Origin of the sequence: Plantactinospora sp. BC1, from assembly GCF_003030345.1 — a bacterium.
GTDB lineage: Bacteria > Actinomycetota > Actinomycetes > Mycobacteriales > Micromonosporaceae > Plantactinospora.
In genome coordinates this window covers 5,420,987-5,435,245 of record NZ_CP028158.1, presented here as the reverse complement: position 1 = coordinate 5,435,245, position 14,259 = coordinate 5,420,987, and the positions used below count along the sequence as shown (strand labels likewise).

17 protein-coding genes are annotated in these 14,259 nt (G+C 73.5%); 12 read left to right on the top strand and 5 right to left on the bottom strand.

The features are described 5' to 3' along the window. Positions 1 to 77: 77 nt before the first annotated feature. A complete protein-coding gene (locus tag C6361_RS23730; RefSeq protein WP_107269056.1) occupies positions 78 to 854 on the top strand; it encodes a DUF6042 family protein in 777 nt (258 codons plus the stop codon). A 22-nt stretch (positions 855 to 876) separates the two neighbouring features. On the opposite strand, the gene C6361_RS23725 is transcribed toward C6361_RS23730, so the two are convergent. The 3 genes from C6361_RS23725 to C6361_RS23715 all read right to left on the bottom strand — a co-directional run bounded on the left by C6361_RS23725 (position 877) and on the right by C6361_RS23715 (position 3,555). Further along, positions 877 to 1,917 (bottom strand): sorbosone dehydrogenase family protein, encoded by a 1,041-nt coding sequence (locus C6361_RS23725; protein ID WP_369931449.1) that lies wholly within the window; start codon positions 1,915 to 1,917, stop codon positions 877 to 879. Positions 1,918 to 2,020: 103 nt separating this feature from the next. Beyond that, entirely contained in the window at positions 2,021 to 2,305 is a 285-nt protein-coding gene (locus C6361_RS23720; RefSeq protein WP_107269054.1) for a GNAT family N-acetyltransferase, read from the bottom strand. After that, on the bottom strand, positions 2,302 to 3,555 hold the full coding sequence (locus tag C6361_RS23715; protein WP_107269053.1) for a cysteine desulfurase-like protein: 1,254 nt from the start codon (positions 3,553 to 3,555) through the stop codon (positions 2,302 to 2,304). The genes C6361_RS23720 and C6361_RS23715 overlap by 4 nt, the downstream gene beginning before the upstream one ends. A 100-nt stretch (positions 3,556 to 3,655) precedes the next feature. Here C6361_RS23715 and C6361_RS23710 point away from each other — a divergent pair, with 100 nt between their 5' ends. The 9 genes from C6361_RS23710 (at position 3,656) to C6361_RS23670 (ending at position 10,532) form a co-directional block, all read left to right on the top strand. Beyond that, positions 3,656 to 3,991, top strand: coding sequence for a hypothetical protein (locus tag C6361_RS23710; protein WP_107262900.1), 336 nt, complete (start codon positions 3,656 to 3,658; stop codon positions 3,989 to 3,991). 115 nt (positions 3,992 to 4,106) lie between these two features. Beyond that, the gene (locus C6361_RS23705) at positions 4,107 to 4,928 is read left to right on the top strand and encodes a DUF1206 domain-containing protein (protein WP_107262899.1); all 822 of its coding nucleotides are present in this window, start codon (positions 4,107 to 4,109) and stop codon (positions 4,926 to 4,928) included. A gap of 128 nt (positions 4,929 to 5,056) precedes the next feature. Further along, positions 5,057 to 6,274 (top strand): mechanosensitive ion channel family protein, encoded by a 1,218-nt coding sequence (locus C6361_RS23700; RefSeq protein ID WP_107269052.1) that lies wholly within the window; start codon positions 5,057 to 5,059, stop codon positions 6,272 to 6,274. A gap of 453 nt (positions 6,275 to 6,727) precedes the next feature. Further along, positions 6,728 to 7,159, top strand: coding sequence for a phage holin family protein (locus C6361_RS23695; RefSeq protein WP_107262897.1), 432 nt, complete (start codon positions 6,728 to 6,730; stop codon positions 7,157 to 7,159). After that, a complete protein-coding gene (locus C6361_RS23690; RefSeq protein ID WP_107262896.1) occupies positions 7,156 to 7,467 on the top strand; it encodes a DUF3618 domain-containing protein in 312 nt (103 codons plus the stop codon). The genes C6361_RS23695 and C6361_RS23690 overlap by 4 nt, the downstream gene beginning before the upstream one ends. A gap of 17 nt (positions 7,468 to 7,484) precedes the next feature. Continuing rightward, a complete protein-coding gene (locus tag C6361_RS23685; protein WP_369931448.1) occupies positions 7,485 to 7,736 on the top strand; it encodes a DUF4235 domain-containing protein in 252 nt (83 codons plus the stop codon). Positions 7,737 to 7,808: 72 nt separating this feature from the next. Then, positions 7,809 to 8,501, top strand: coding sequence for an LppX_LprAFG lipoprotein (locus C6361_RS23680; protein WP_159079441.1), 693 nt, complete (start codon positions 7,809 to 7,811; stop codon positions 8,499 to 8,501). 4 nt (positions 8,502 to 8,505) lie between these two features. After that, a complete protein-coding gene (locus C6361_RS23675) occupies positions 8,506 to 10,074 on the top strand; it encodes an MFS transporter (RefSeq protein WP_107269050.1) in 1,569 nt (522 codons plus the stop codon). A 254-nt stretch (positions 10,075 to 10,328) separates the two neighbouring features. Next, the gene (locus C6361_RS23670) at positions 10,329 to 10,532 is read left to right on the top strand and encodes a cold-shock protein (protein WP_007075740.1); all 204 of its coding nucleotides are present in this window, start codon (positions 10,329 to 10,331) and stop codon (positions 10,530 to 10,532) included. A gap of 153 nt (positions 10,533 to 10,685) precedes the next feature. Here the strand turns inward: C6361_RS23670 and C6361_RS23665 are convergent, their stop codons facing one another. Together C6361_RS23665 and C6361_RS23660 are read right to left on the bottom strand one after the other, a co-directional pair. Next, the gene (locus C6361_RS23665) at positions 10,686 to 10,895 is read right to left on the bottom strand and encodes a hypothetical protein (protein WP_107262892.1); all 210 of its coding nucleotides are present in this window, start codon (positions 10,893 to 10,895) and stop codon (positions 10,686 to 10,688) included. A 201-nt stretch (positions 10,896 to 11,096) separates the two neighbouring features. Further along, on the bottom strand, positions 11,097 to 12,080 hold the full coding sequence (locus C6361_RS23660; protein ID WP_107269049.1) for an aldo/keto reductase: 984 nt from the start codon (positions 12,078 to 12,080) through the stop codon (positions 11,097 to 11,099). Positions 12,081 to 12,174: 94 nt separating this feature from the next. Between C6361_RS23660 and C6361_RS23655 the strand changes: the two genes are divergently transcribed. Together C6361_RS23655 and C6361_RS23650 are read left to right on the top strand one after the other, a co-directional pair. Further along, positions 12,175 to 12,993, top strand: coding sequence for a trans-aconitate 2-methyltransferase (locus C6361_RS23655; protein ID WP_107269048.1), 819 nt, complete (start codon positions 12,175 to 12,177; stop codon positions 12,991 to 12,993). A gap of 9 nt (positions 12,994 to 13,002) precedes the next feature. Further along, positions 13,003 to 14,046: an adenosine deaminase gene (locus C6361_RS23650; RefSeq protein WP_107269047.1), complete on the top strand. Its 1,044-nt coding sequence runs from the start codon at positions 13,003 to 13,005 to the stop codon at positions 14,044 to 14,046. Positions 14,047 to 14,259 lie beyond the last annotated feature (213 nt).

Genomic DNA, 14,259 nt, shown 5'->3' with positions numbered 1-14,259 from the left:
GTCGACACCCGATCAGTACCACGGCTGTCACGAAGGGTGCCCCCACGTTTACGGCGAGTCGCTGTATCGTTCGTCCGGTGACCCCTCGCTGGCAGCGGGCCGCCCTCACCCCGTCCTGGATCCGGTGGCTACCCTGCGCCTTCGTCTACCTCACCGTCGTACCCGGGGAACCCCGGTTCCGCCGGTCGGCCTGGTCGGCGATCGTCCCGTGGGAGGGTTCGGCGTGGTGCGATCCCGGCAGCGTCGACGAGTGGGTGGACCGGGCCCGGCGGCGCCGCGCCGGCCGGGACGCCGACGACGCCGAGCTGCACGCCCGGCAGCACTACGCCTGGATGGTCCGGATTCGCGCCACCCGGATCGAGCTGTTCGCCGAGATGTGTCGGCGACGTGACCTGCCGGTGCCGCACACCGTCGGCGAGCTGCTGCTCTGCCTGGCGGAGTTCGGCCTCTTCGAGGTGACCGAGGGCGACGGCGACGACCCGTGGGTCATCCCCCGGCTGGACCGCGACCCGCTGGAGGTGCTGCCGCTCTCCGAGTCGGAGCGGGAGCTGGAGGCCCGGGCACAGCGCGACGACCAGGCCGTACTGGTGGCGATCGCGATCCGCCGGCTGGCCCAGCGGACCCGTCGGCGGTGGCGGCGCCGGGTGGTCAGCACCAGCCTGACCAGCCTGGCCGGCGCGGCCGGGGTCACCGAGGAACAGGCCCGCCGCTCCCTCGCCGACCTCGGTCAGATCGCCGAGCTGGGCATCGACGCCGGCCGTGGCGGCGACTGGCTGCGGCTCAGCGTGCCGTGGCCGGACTTCCGGCTCCGCTTCCCGTTCACCGAACTACCCGCACCGGAACACGCCATCTAGACCACCGGGTCAACAGGGTGCGTCAGGGGACCAGGCGCAGGATCCGGTCGTCGTCGCCGGAGGGCGAGCCGCGCCCGTCCCGGTTGGAGGTGAGCACCCACAGCGAGCCGTCCGGCGCCGGGGCGACGTGCCGGAGCCGGCCGTACTCGCCGGTCAGCAGCGCCTCCGCGCCCTGACCGTCGGTGCCGATCCGATAGAGCCGCTGCCCGCGCAGGCAGGCGAGCCAGACCCGGTCGCCGACCACCGCCAGCCCACTCGGGGACGCCTCGGCGGTACCCCAGGTGGCGACCGGTGCGACGAACCGGGAGTCGTCGGAGTCGCCCTCGACCTCCGGCCAGCCGTAGTTCCCGCCCGGCGTGATCCGGTTGAGTTCGTCGTAGTGGTTCTGGCCGAACTCGGCCGCGTACATCGTCCCGTCGGCGTGCCAGCCGAAACCCTGCACGTTGCGGTGGCCGTAGCTGTAGACCAGGGTGTCGCCGAACGGGTTGCCCGGGGCGGGCCGGCCGTCCGGGGTCATCCGCAGGATCTTGCCGGCCAGGCTGTTCCGGTCCTGTGCGGCGTCCCGGTCACCGGCGTCCCCGGTGCCGACGTAGAGCATCCCGTCGGGGCCGAAGGCGATCCGCCCGCCGTTGTGGGTCCGCGAGCCGCGCGGGATCCCGCTCAGCACGATCTCCGGGCTGCCCCCGTCGAGGCGCAGCCGGGCGACCCGGTTGTCGTCGGCGGCGGTGTAGTAGACGTACACCCAGCGGTCGGTGGCGTGGTCGGCGGAGACGGCGACGCCGAGCAGGCCGCCCTCGCCGGCCGGTGCCGCCTCCTCGATCCGGGCCACCTCCCGGGCCTCGCCGCCGGTCACCTGGAGCAGCCGCCGGCTGTCCCGCTCGGTCACCAGCGCCGACCCGTCGGGGAGGAAGGCCAGCCCCCAGGGTGCTTCGAGGTCGGCCACCAGGGTCTGCACGGTGCCGGCCCGGGCCCGGGGCGCGTCCGAGACCGACGGGTCGGCGAACCAGCCGCGCCACAGCCCGACGCCGATCCCGGCGGCGACCAGCGCCACCACCACGACCAGCACGATGATCCACCGACCCGCCCGGCCCGTCGTGCGCACTCCCGGCTCCGCCACGGTACGACGGTAGCCCGTTCAGCGAAGCCGGCCGCCGCGCCCCGGCGGCTCAGCCGTCGACCAGCACCGACGAGTATTCGGGATGCCGCTCGAGGTAGGCGACCAGGAACGGGCAGGTGACCCGGACCCGCTCGCCCCGGTCGCGGAGCTGGTCGAGGGTGCCCCGGGCCAGCGCGCTGCCGACCCCCTTCCCCTCGAACTGCTTGTCGACCTCGGTGTGCGCCAGCACCATGGTCCCGGACTCGACCTGGTAGCCGATGAAGCCGGCCAGGGCGTCGTCGACCAGGATCTCGAAGCGGCGGCGGGCGGGATTTTCTTCGACGAGGAAGCTCACCGGAGCAATTCTCCCCCAACCAGCCCGGTGGCGTCGGTGACCCCGCTCACCGCGAGTCGGTCGAGTTCGGCGAGCAGCCGGTCGACGTCCTCCACGGTGTTGTAGTGGTAGACGCTGGCCCGGACCGCCCCGCCACTGTCCCGCAGCCCCAGCGCCGAGAAGTACTCGTACGCGTAGTAGTCGCCGGCCGAGACGCAGACCCCGCGCTCGCCGAGCGCGGCGGCGGTCTGCCCCGGGAGTTGGCCGGCGAGCCGGAACGACACGGTCGGGCAGCGGTGCCGGGGCGAACCGTAGACGGTCACCCCGGGCAGGCCGCGAAGGCCCTGGAGGAGGCGGTCGAAGAGCCGCTCCTCGTGGCCGAGTGCGGCGGCGAGCCCGGCCCGGAGCCGGGCGCGGCGGTCGCCGGTGGCGTCCGGGTCCAGCCCGGCCAGGTGGTCGACGGCGGCCCGGATCCCGGCCAGCAGCGGAAAGCTCGGCGTGCCGAGTTCGAACCGGTCCGGTGCCCGGTCGGGGGAGGGGAGCAGCTTCGCCGGGCGCAGCTCCGCCCAGCGGGCCGGGTCGGCGACGACGGCGGCCACGTGCGGGCCGGACCACTTGTAGGCGCTGGTCACGTAGAAGTCGGCGCCGAGCGCGGCGACGTCGGTGGGGCCGTGCGGGGTGGCGTGCACCCCGTCGACGTAGACCAGCGCGCCGGCCGCGTGCGCGACGGCGGCGATCCCGGCCACGTCCGGCACGGTGCCGATGGCGTTGCTGCCGGCGGTGAGCGCCACCAGCCGGGTGCGCGGCCCGATCAGGTCGGCGTACTGCCCGGCCGGCAGTTCACCGGTCTCCGGGTCGAACTCGGCCCACCGGACGACCGCGCCGGTCGCCTCGGCGGCCTGCACCCAGGGCCGGACGTTGGAGTCGTGGTCGAGCCGGGAGACCACCACCTCGTCGCCGGGGCGCCACGCCTGGGCGAGGGTCCGGGCCACGTGATAGGTCAGCGCGGTCGCGCTCGGGCCGAACACCACCCCGTCCGGGGTCGCCCCGAGCAGGTCGGCGACCGCCGCCCGGGCCGCTGCCACCAGGTCACCGGAGCGCTGCCCGGGGATGTGTGCGCTGCTCAGGTTCGCCACCGCCGTCCGCATGGTGCCGGCCACCGCCTCGGCGACCGGAGCGGCGACCTGGGTGCCGGCGGCCCCGTCGAAGTGCGCGTATCCCTCGACGAGGGCGGGGTAGGCGGCCCGGACCCGGGCGATCTCGAACGGCATGGCAGGCACGATATCGGCCGACACCGACGAACGCGGCCGGGCCGTTGCCTGGATCACTCCGGGTACCGTTGGTGGGGTGACGAATCCCCCGTACCGCCAAATGACCACCGTCCGTCGTGCCGCCGGTCTCCTCGCCGGCCTGGCCCTCGGTGTGGCCGTAATGGCCGGCTGTAGTTCCGAGGGCGCCAGCACCGACTGCGGGCTGGACGCCTGCACCGTCACCTTCGACCGGGGCGTCGACGCCCAGACCAGCATTCTCGGGGTCGAGGCCAAGCTGATCGGCGTCGACGGCGACAAGGTGACGATCGAGGTCGCCGGTGAGCAGTTGTCGCTGACCGTCGGCCAGCAGGCCACCGAGGTCGGCGGCCTGTACGCCACCGTGCAGAGCGCCGACCAGGAGCAGGTGGTGGTCCGGATCGGCCGCAACGCCGGCTGAACCGCGACACGGGGCGGCGGTGGCGGTCGACCCGCCACCGCCGGCCACCGGGCCGGGGGTGCCCCTCCGCCGCCCGGACGTTTGGAAATCTTCCCGATCGGTCATTGACAGGCCCATGTCAGCGACTTCGACCGCAGGAGCGAGTGCGGCCCGCGCCGCCAACAGCAAGCCCCTGGAAATCCTCGCCCGGGCCGGCTTCGTCGGCTACGGGCTCGTCCACCTGCTCTTCGCCTGGCTGGCCCTGCAGATCGCCTTCGGCCGGCCGGCCGACGACGGCGACCAGTCCGGCGCGCTGCGTACCCTGGCCGCCCAGCCGCTCGGCGGGTTCCTGGTCGGCGCGATCGGGGTCGGCCTGCTCGCGATGGCGATCTGGCAGGCATTCGAGGCGGCGACCGGGCACCGGGAGTACCGGGGCCGGGAGCGGGTCGTCGAGCGGCTCACCTCGGCGGGCCGGACCCTCGTCTACCTCTACTTCGCCTGGACGGCCTATCAGGTGGTGCAGCACGCGAACTCGTCCAGTGCGGACAAGCAGCAGGCGCTCACCGAGGAACTCATGGCCTCGACCGGGGGCCGGCTGCTGGTCGGGCTGGCCGGTCTCGCCCTGGCCGCCCTCGGTGCCGGGCTGATCTGGTACGGCGCGGTCAAGAAGTTCGAGCGGCACCTGAAGACCGGTGAGATGAGCCCGCAGACCCGCAAGCTCGCCCGCCGGCTCGGCGTCGCCGGCTACGTCGCCAAGGGCGTCGCGTACGGCATCGCCGGGCTGCTCGTGCTGACGGCCGCGGTGAACTACGACCCGGACCGGGCGCGGGGGCTGGACGCCGCCCTGCACACCCTGCGGGAGCAGTCGTACGGCTCGATCCTGCTCACGCTGGTGGCGCTCGGCATCGCCGCCTTCGCCCTCTTCTGCGTGGTGCAGGCGAGGTACCGCAAGGTCTGACCCGACTGCGTCGGACGCACCGGCGTCCCGCGTTTTACAACCTCACAACGCTTCGCAGCCCTCGCCGGGTGCGGCTCGGGAGACATCCCGCAGCGGCACCCGGCTTTGGCGTGGAAGGAAGAACATTGGTGGACAGCTATCTGTGGACGGTCATCGCGACGGCGGGCGCGGCACTGCTCGCCCTCGCCGTGGTGGAGGTGGTGCACCGGACCGTACGCCGGCTCGGCCGCCGGTCGGTGCTGCTCGACGAACTCTCCGAGCACTCGCACCGACCCTTCCAGGTGGCGGCGACCGTGCTGGCGATCCAGTTCGGGGTGCGGTTCAGCACCGGCTACGGCGTCGGTACCCCGTGGCGGCAGACCCTGCTGCACCTGCTCGTCCTGGCGGTCATCGCCACCACCGCCTGGCTGGTCGCCTCGCTGCTGCTGGTCAGCGAGGACACCGCGCTGGCCCGGTTCCGGGTCGACGTGCCGGACAACCGGCAGGCGCGGCGGATCAAGACGCAGATCGTCATGCTCCGCCGGGTCACCATCGCGGTCATCGTGGTGCTGGCCGCCGGGGTGATGCTGATGACCTTCCCCAGCGTGCGCGGTGTCGGCGCCAGTGTGCTCGCCTCGGCCGGGGTGATCGGCGTGGTCGCCGCGCTGGCCGCGCAGAGCGTGCTCGGCAACGTCTTCGCCGGGCTGCAACTGGCGTTCAGCGACGCGGTCCGGCTCGACGACGTGGTGGTGGTCGAGGGGGAGTGGGGCCGGATCGAGGAGCTGACCCTCAGCTACGTGGTGGTGCAGATCTGGGACGACCGGCGGCTGATCCTGCCGACGTCGTACTTCACCACCAAGCCGTTCCAGAACTGGACCCGCACCCAGGCCGCCGTGCTCGGCACCGCCGAGTTCGAGGTCGACTGGTCGGTACCGGTGCAGGCGATGCGCGAGGAGCTGCGCCGGCTGGTGGAGGGTACCGAGCTGTGGGACGGGCGTACCTGCGTACTCCAGGTCACCGACGCGGTCGGCGGGATGGTCCGGTTGCGTGCCCTGGTCAGCGCGGCCGACGCACCGAGGCTCTGGGACCTGCGCTGCCTGGTCCGCGAGCATCTGGTCGGCTGGCTGCGGGACCAGCGGCCGAGCGCGCTGCCCAGGCTGCGCGCCGAACTCGGCGACACCTCCGTCCGGCCGCCCTGGCAGTCGGCCGGGCCGCGCCGGCCGGTGCACGGCGGCACCGCCGACAACCGGCCGGCCGAACACGAGCCGCCGGACGACGCCCGGCTCTTCGGCGGTACCGACGACGGCGAGGCCCGCAGCAGCGCCTTCGTCGGCCCCGACGAGCCGGCCGAGGCGCCGTCACGCTGAGCCCCGCCGGAGCCGGTCGAGGCGCCGTCACGCTGAGCCCCGCCGGAGCCGGTCGAGGCGCCGTCACGCTGAGCCCCGCCAGAGCCGGTCGAGGCGCCGTCACGCTGAGCCCCCGACGAGCCGGTCGAGGCGGCCGCAGCGCCGATGCCCCGCCCGCCCGTGCGGCGCGTGGCCGCGCGACCGGCCCGCCGGCTGAACACGGCCGCGACCGGAGCCGCTGACCTGCCGGATCGGCCGCCATCGGAGCGTCCGGTGGCGGACACTAACCACAGCGGGGCGGGACCTCTCTCCTCCTCCGCCGCACCGACGGGCCGTCCGCGCGGCTCCGGGGACGGGCGCGACGAACGAGGATTCCGCGCCGACGAAACGGACATCCGGCGCCAGCAGCGGTCGGCAGGATTGAACCACCGGCGACCGGGGCATACAGCCCAGGAGCCGGGATAGGAGGGCAGCATGGCCGACGTCGTACGCGACTCCGCTCGACCGGTCGGGGAGCAGTCCACCGCCGAGCTGGTCCAGCGCGCCACCGAGCAGCTGTCGCGGCTGGTGCGTGACGAACTGGCGCTCGCCCGGATCGAGCTGGCCGAGAAGGGTCGGCACGCCGGGATCGGCGCGGGTCTCTTCGGCGGCGGCGCTCTGCTGGCGCTCTGCGGACTCGGCGTCCTGGTGGCCGCCGCGGTGCTGGGACTGGCCCTGGTGATTCCGGCCTGGGCCGCCGCGCTGGTGGTGGCCGGGGCGCTCTTCGTCGTCGCCGGGATCTTCGCGCTGCTCGGCCGACGCCAGGTACGCCGGGCGGTGCCGCCGGTGCCGAAGGCGACGGCGGAGAGCCTGCGTGCGGACGTGCGTACGGTGGCCTCGGCGGTCCGGGACAGGGGACAGGGATGAGTCGCAGCAACGGCTACGGCAACCCGGAGGCGCTCCGGGCGGAGATCCGGCGGACCCGGGCCGAGTTGGGCGAGACGGTGCAGGCGCTGGCGGCCAAGGCGGACGTCAAGGCCCGGATCAAGGGCTCGGCGGTGCAGACCAGGGACCGGATGGTGCAGCGGGCCGGACAGACCACGGCGAACGTCCGGTCCTCCGTGCACGACGCCGGTTCGATAGCGTTGCGCCATCCGGTGTCCTGGGCCGTGTTCGCGGCCGGGGCGCTGGCGCTGGCGGTCGTGGTGCTGATGGCACGAGGGAGACGTGGGTGAGCAGGACAGTCAGCAAGATGGCCTACCGGCCGGTGGGCATTCTTCTGGGCATGGCCGCCGGTGTTGCCGCGGGTGCGGTGTTCCGGCAGGTCTGGAAGTTGACGGCGGGCGACGGCGAGGCGCCCGACGCGATCGACGAGGACCGGCACTGGGGTGAGATCCTGGCCGCCGCCGCGTTGCAGGGGGCCATCTTCTCGGTGGTCCGGGCCGCCGTGGACCGGGGCGGTGCGATCGGCGTACGCCGGCTCACCGGCCGCTGGCCCGACTAGAACCGACCGTTTCGGGTGCCCGGGGGCGGGATCACCGCCGCCGGGCAGCCGGTCGTGAGTACGCTTCGGTTCATGCGTCGATCCCTCGCGCTCGCCGGTGCGCTGAGCCTGCTGCTGGCCGTCTCCGCAGGCTGCACCGACCGGGGCGCCGATGACCCGGCCGGGGCGGATTCCACCGCCCTGCCCGAGGCGGCCGAACTCCTCACGGGCGCGGCGACCGAGTTGGGCACGGTGAAGACCGCCCGGTTCGCGATCGCCACCGAGGGGGCGGCCGAGAGCCTCGGCATCAGCGCCGCCGAGGGCGTGATCACCGCGACCGGCGAGGCACAGGGGACCGCCCGGATCGAGCAGGGCGGGCTGCCGCTGGAGCTGTCCTTCGTGGTCAAGGACGAGACCCTGCACGTCAACGGGCTGACCGGCGGCTGGCAGAGGTTGCCGCTGGCGACTGCCGCGGCGATCTACGACCCGACCGCGATCCTCTCCCCGGACCGTGGCGTCGCCAACCTCGTCGGTAGGGCCACCGGCACCACCACGGGCCGGGAGGAGGTCGACGGCGTCGACACGTACCGGATCGACGGGACGCTGCCCGGCACCGCGCTCGGCAACCTGGTGCCCGGCGTCAGCGCGGACGTCACCGGCACGCTCTGGATCGGTGCCGACCGGCGGCTGCTGCACCGGGCCCGGTTCCCGGTGCCCGGCCAGACCGGGACGGTGACGGTGACCTTCTCGGAGTACGACGCTCCGGTCACCATCCGTGTCCCCTGATCCCGTGCCGCGGGCCGGTCGCCGGCTCGCGATCGGGGTGGGCGGCGCGGCCGTGCTGCTCGCCGCGCTCGACGCGTACGTCGTGGTAACCCTGCTGGTCGAGATCCTCGGCGACCTGCGGGTGCCGGTCAACCGGCTGGAACGGGCCACCCCGGTGGTCACCGGCTACCTGCTCGGCTACGTCGCCGGGATGCCGCTGCTCGCCCGGCTCTCCGACCGGTACGGCCGGCGCGTCGTCATCGAGGTCTGCCTGGCCGGCTTCGCCGCCGGTTCGGTGCTGGCCGCGCTCGCCGACAGCCTGCCGCTGCTGGTCGCCGGTCGGGGCCTTCAGGGACTGGCCGGCGGTGCGCTGCTGCCGGTGACGATGGCGCTCGTCTCCGACCTCGGCTCGGCCCGGCGCCGGGCGCTGACCCTGGGGCTGGTCGGCGCGGCGCAGGAGCTGGGCAGCGTGCTCGGCCCGCTCTACGGTGCCGGGCTCGCCGCGCTGGTCGGCTGGCGCGGTGTCTTCTGGGTGAACCTGCCGCTGGCGGTGTTGGCGATCGTGGTGGTCCGGTTGACGCTGCCGGCCCGTCAGGACCGGCCGGATGCCGTCCGGCAGCGGGTGGACGTGGTCGGCGGGCTGCTGCTGGCGGTCGCACTCGGGCTGCTGGTGGTCGGCCTCTACAACCCCGATCCGGCGCGTTCGCTGCTGCCGCCCTGGGGTCCGGTCACCGTCGGGGCCGGGGTGGTGGTCCTCGGCGGTTTCCTGCTCTGGCAGGCCCGGTCCCGGACCCGGCTGCTGGATCCGACCGGCGTTCGGATGCGGCCCTTCCTGGTCGCTCTCGGGGTGAGCGCACTGGCCGGCGCCGCGCTGCTGGTGACCCTGGTCGACGTGCAACTCTTCGCGCAGACCGTACTCGGCCGGGACGCCGTGCAGGGGGCGCTGCTGCTCACCCGCTTCCTGGTGGCGCTGCCGGTCGGTGCGGTGCTCGGCGGGCTGCTCGCCCGTCGACTCGGCGACCGGGTCCTCACCGTCGGCGGGTTGGCGCTGGCGACCCTCGGCTATCTGCTGATCGCCGGCTGGCCGGTCGAGGCGATGGCGGCCCGGTATTCGATCGGGCCGGTGGGGCTGCCCCGGGTCGACACCGACCTGGCACTGGCCGGTTTCGGTCTCGGGCTGGTCATCGCACCACTGAGTTCCGTCGTACTCCGTGCGGTGCCGTCGGTGCAGCACGGCGTCGCCGCCGCCGCACTGGTGGTGGCCCGGATGGTGGGCATGCTGCTCGGGGTCGCCGCCGTCACCGCCTGGGGGCTGCACCGGTTCCAGCAACTCACCGCAGACCTGGTGACCCCGCTGCCGTTCGGTGTGGACCGTGCCGTCTACCAACAGCAGGTCGCCGAGTACACCGCCGGGGTACGCGCGGCGCTCCGGGTCGAGTACGCCGAGATGTTCACCGGTGCGGCGCTGTTCTGCCTGCTCGGCGCGGTTGCAGCGATCGCGCTCGGCGGCCGGGAGAGCGCTGCCGCACCGGTTGTGCCGGCCGGTGCCGAGGCCGGGCGGAGTTCCCGGGCTGATCCTGTTTCGTCCGGATAGCGGTGCCGTCGCCGTGCCCTGTCGTCGATGGCTGGAGGGCCACGGGGTGCGCTCTCAGGTCACATGTCGGAGAATTTCGTCGGGTAGGCTATGCGAAGTTTTTGCGTACGTGGTTTGCTGTTCCACGCTGTTGAGAGATGGCGTGGGTCGAGGGGAAGTCCTCCTTCGTGGGGGCCGACTCGAGGCGCCGCTGCTCGAAAACGGCCAACCGGCCGCACGGCGTGCTCGGCCGCCAGTTTTAGAAGGAGATACACATGGCGCAGGGAACCGTGAAGTGGTTCAACGCAGACAAGGGCTTCGGCTTCATCACCGTCGACGGCGGGGGTGCTGACGTGTTCGTCCACTTCTCGGCCATCCAGACCAGCGGCTACCGCACGCTGGAGGAGAACCAGCGGGTGGAGTTCGAGATCGCTCAGGGCCAGAAGGGGCCGCAGGCGGAGCAGGTTCGCCCCATCTGATTCCGTGACGGCCGGCCCCCGCCGGCCCGAGTTTCGATTGCTTTGGGATCCACGTCGAGCCCCGCGGCCCCGCGGGGCTCGACGCGTATCCGGTCTGTCGGCCCTGCCGGCGGTCTGTCGGCCTGCCTGCGGCGCCGGTCAGGGCGGTGCCGGTCAGGGCGGCGGCGGTGTACCCCGGTTCCGGGCGCGCAGGCCCAGCACCACGAGTACCAGCCCGGCGACCACCACCACCGGGCCGATCACCGCCCAGAGCGGTTCGCCGGTCATCACGCTGCCGCCGAGCCGGCCCAACCCCTGTAGCGTCCAGACGGCGCCGATGACGACGGCCAGCAGCCCGAGCGTGAGCGGGAGCCATCCCTTCATCTGTCTCGCTGCTCCTTTCCGGGACGACGTCGGTCCTTTCCGGGACGACGTCGGGTCGCCGCCGCGACGAACCGGTCGCATCTGCTCCGGCCCCGACCGGTCGCCTCCGTTCGGCGACGAACCCGTTGCGCCCAGTCAACCGCGCGGTACGCCGGAGCGCACGTCGCCGCGCGGTGCGGCCGTGCGCTCCGGTCGATCGGCCTACCAGCGGTCGTGCACCTGCGGTCGGACGAGTTCGGTGTAGACCGCGTCCACCGTCTCGGTCGCCTCGGCCGACAGTGGCGCGAGCGCGGCGGCGGCGACGTTGGCGCGAGCCTGTTCGGCGTTGCGGGCACCGGGGATGACCACCGTGACGCCGGGCCGGTCGAGGATCCAGCGGAGCGCGAACTGCGCCATCGTGGCCCCCTCCGGCACCGCCGGACGCAGTCGCCGTACGGCCTCCAGTCCGGTTTCGTAGTCCACCCCGGAGAACGTCTCGCCGACGTCGAACGACTCACCGTGCCGGTTGTAGTTGCGGTGGTCGTCGCTCGGGAAGGTGGTGTGCTCGTCGTAGCGGCCGGAGAGCAGGCCGCTGGCGAGCGGTACCCGGGCGATGATGCCGACCCCGGCGGCGAGGGCGGCCGGGAGTACCCGCTCGACCGGCTTGTGCCGCAGCGCGTTGAGGATGATCTGCACGCTGGCCACTCCGGGGCGGGCGATCGCGGCGAGCGCCTCGTCGGAGGTTTCCACGCTGACTCCGTACGCGGCGATGCGTTCCTCCGCGACCAGGGTGTCCAGGGCGTCGTAGACGGCGTCGGTGGAGAAGACCGGGGTGGGCGGGCAGTGCAACTGCACCAGGTCGAGCACGTCGACGCCGAGGTTCGTCCGGGACCGGTCGGTCCAGGCCCGGAAGTTCTCCAGGACGTACGCGTCGGGGGTCTGCGGCACCCGGCGGCCCATCTTGGTGGCGACGGTGAGCCCGGCGTCGGGCCGCTCGCGCAGGAACCGGCCGATCAGTTGTTCGCTGCGTCCGTCGCCGTAGACGTCGGCGGTGTCCAGAAAGGTGACTCCGCCCTCGACGGCGGCGGTCAGCACCGACAGCGCCTCGGACTCGCTGACCTGGCCCCAGTCGGCGCCGAGCTGCCAGGCGCCGAGCCCGACGACGCCGACCTCGCGGTTCAACCGCGGGAATCTCCGCTTTTCCACGTCGGCGAGCCTATCCCGGGACGGATTCCGGCCTGCCGGGGCGGGACGGTGCCGGTATGGTAAGCAAGACGTACGTACGGTTTGGAGGAGAGTCATGTGGGATCCGGCCAGCTATCTCCGGTACGGCGACGAGCGCTCCCGGCCCTTCCACGACCTGCTCGGCCGGGTCGCCGCGCAGCGGCCCCGGACGGTGGTCGACCTGGGCTGCGGTCCCGGCCACCTGACCGCGACCCTGGCCGCCCGCTGGCCGGCCGCCCGGATCGTCGGGCTCGACTCCTCGGCCGAGATGATCGCCGCCGCCACCCGCGCCGCCCCGCCGGCCCCGTCCGGCGCCCCGTCCGGCGGTCGGGTCGAGTTCGCCCTGGCGGACGCCCGGACCTGGACACCCGACCCCGAGGTCGACGTGCTGGTCTGCAACGCCGTGCTGCAATGGGTGCCCGGACACCAGGAGCTGCTGCTGCGCTGGGCCCGCGAACTGGGCCCCGGCCGCTGGCTGGCGGTCCAGGTGCCGGGCAACTTCGACGCCGCCTCGCACCGGGCGCTGCGGGAGGTGGCCGACACCCCGCGCTGGCGACACCTGGTCGCCGACCTGCTCCGGGCCGACCCGGTCTCCGACGTGGCCGGCTACGCCACCCTGCTGACCGGTGCGCACTGCGCCGTCGACGCCTGGGAAACTACCTACGTGCACCTGCTCCCCGCCTCCGGCGCCACCGACCATCCGGTGCTGGGCTGGATGGAGGGGACGGCGCTTCGTCCGGTCCGGGCCGCGCTGGGCGGCGCGGGTACGGCCTGGGACGACTTCCGGGCCGCGCTGACCGAGCGACTGGTCGAGGCGTACCCCGTCCGGCACGGGCTGGTGCAGTTTCCGTTCCGCCGCGTCTTCTTCGTCGCCCGTACCGGCGCACGTCAGTAGGGAGTTTCCGTGACCGACCTCTCGGCCTTCATCGCCGGACTGCCCAAGGTGGAGCTGCACGTGCACCACGTCGGCTCCGCGCTGCCGCGCATCGTGGCGGAGCTGGCCGCCCGGCACGAGGGCCGGACCCGGGTACCGGCAGACCCCGAGGCCCTCGCCAGCTACTTCGAGTTCCGCGACTTCGCCCACTTCGTCGAGATCTACCTCAGCGTGGTCGACCTGATCCGCGACGAGTCCGACGTCCGGCTGCTCACCTTCGAGGTGGCCCGGGAACTGGCCCGCCAGCAGGTCCGGTACGCGGAGCTGACGGTCACGCCGTACTCGCACGTGCACCGGGGGATCCCGGCACCCGCGTTCTGCGAGGCGATCGAGGACGCCCGGCGGGCCGCCGAGAGCGAACTCGGCATCTCGCTGCGCTGGTGCTTCGACATTCCCGGCGAGGCGGGGCTGCCGGCGGCCGAGCAGACCCTGCGGATCGCCCTCGACGAGCGGCCGGACGGCCTGGTCAGCTTCGGGCTCGGCGGCCCGGAGGTGGGCGTGCCCCGGCCGCAGTTCAAGCCGTACTTCGACCAGGCGAGGGCGGCCGGGCTGCGTTCCGTGCCGCACGCCGGCGAGACCACCGGGCCGGGGACCATCTGGGACGCGTTGCGCGAGCTGGGCGCGGAGCGGATCGGGCACGGCATCTCGGCGGCCCAGGACCCGGCGCTGCTGGAACACCTCGCGCAGCGGCAGATCCCGATGGAGGTCTGCCCGACCTCCAACGTCCGGACCCGGGCGGTCGGCTCGATCGAGGAGCACCCGCTGCCCCGGCTCGTCGAGGCCGGCCTGCTGGTGACGATCAACTCCGACGATCCGCCGATGTTCGGCACCACCCTCAACGACGAGTACGCGGTCGCCGCCCGGCTGCTCGACCTCGACGCCGCCGGGCTGGCCGGACTGGCCCGCAACGCCGTCACCGCCTCGTTCCTGGCGGCACCGGAGCGGGACAAGCTGATCGCCGAGATCGACGCCTACCTGGCCGGGTACCGGTCCGGACCGAGCGCCGACCGGTGAAGACAGGCTGACCCGGCGCGGGGTGCTGCGGGCGGCCGCGCCGGGTCAGCGATCACGGGGCCGAGATCGACCGGTACGCCCCGCGCGTGTCGCCGCGGTACGCCGGCCCGACCTCTGCCGTTGGTGTCGGCGCGCGACGGAAGCCAGGTGTGGGGGACCGTGCTTCCGCCGCGCGCCAGGCTCCACGGGCCGGATCGGGGCAAACATCTGTGG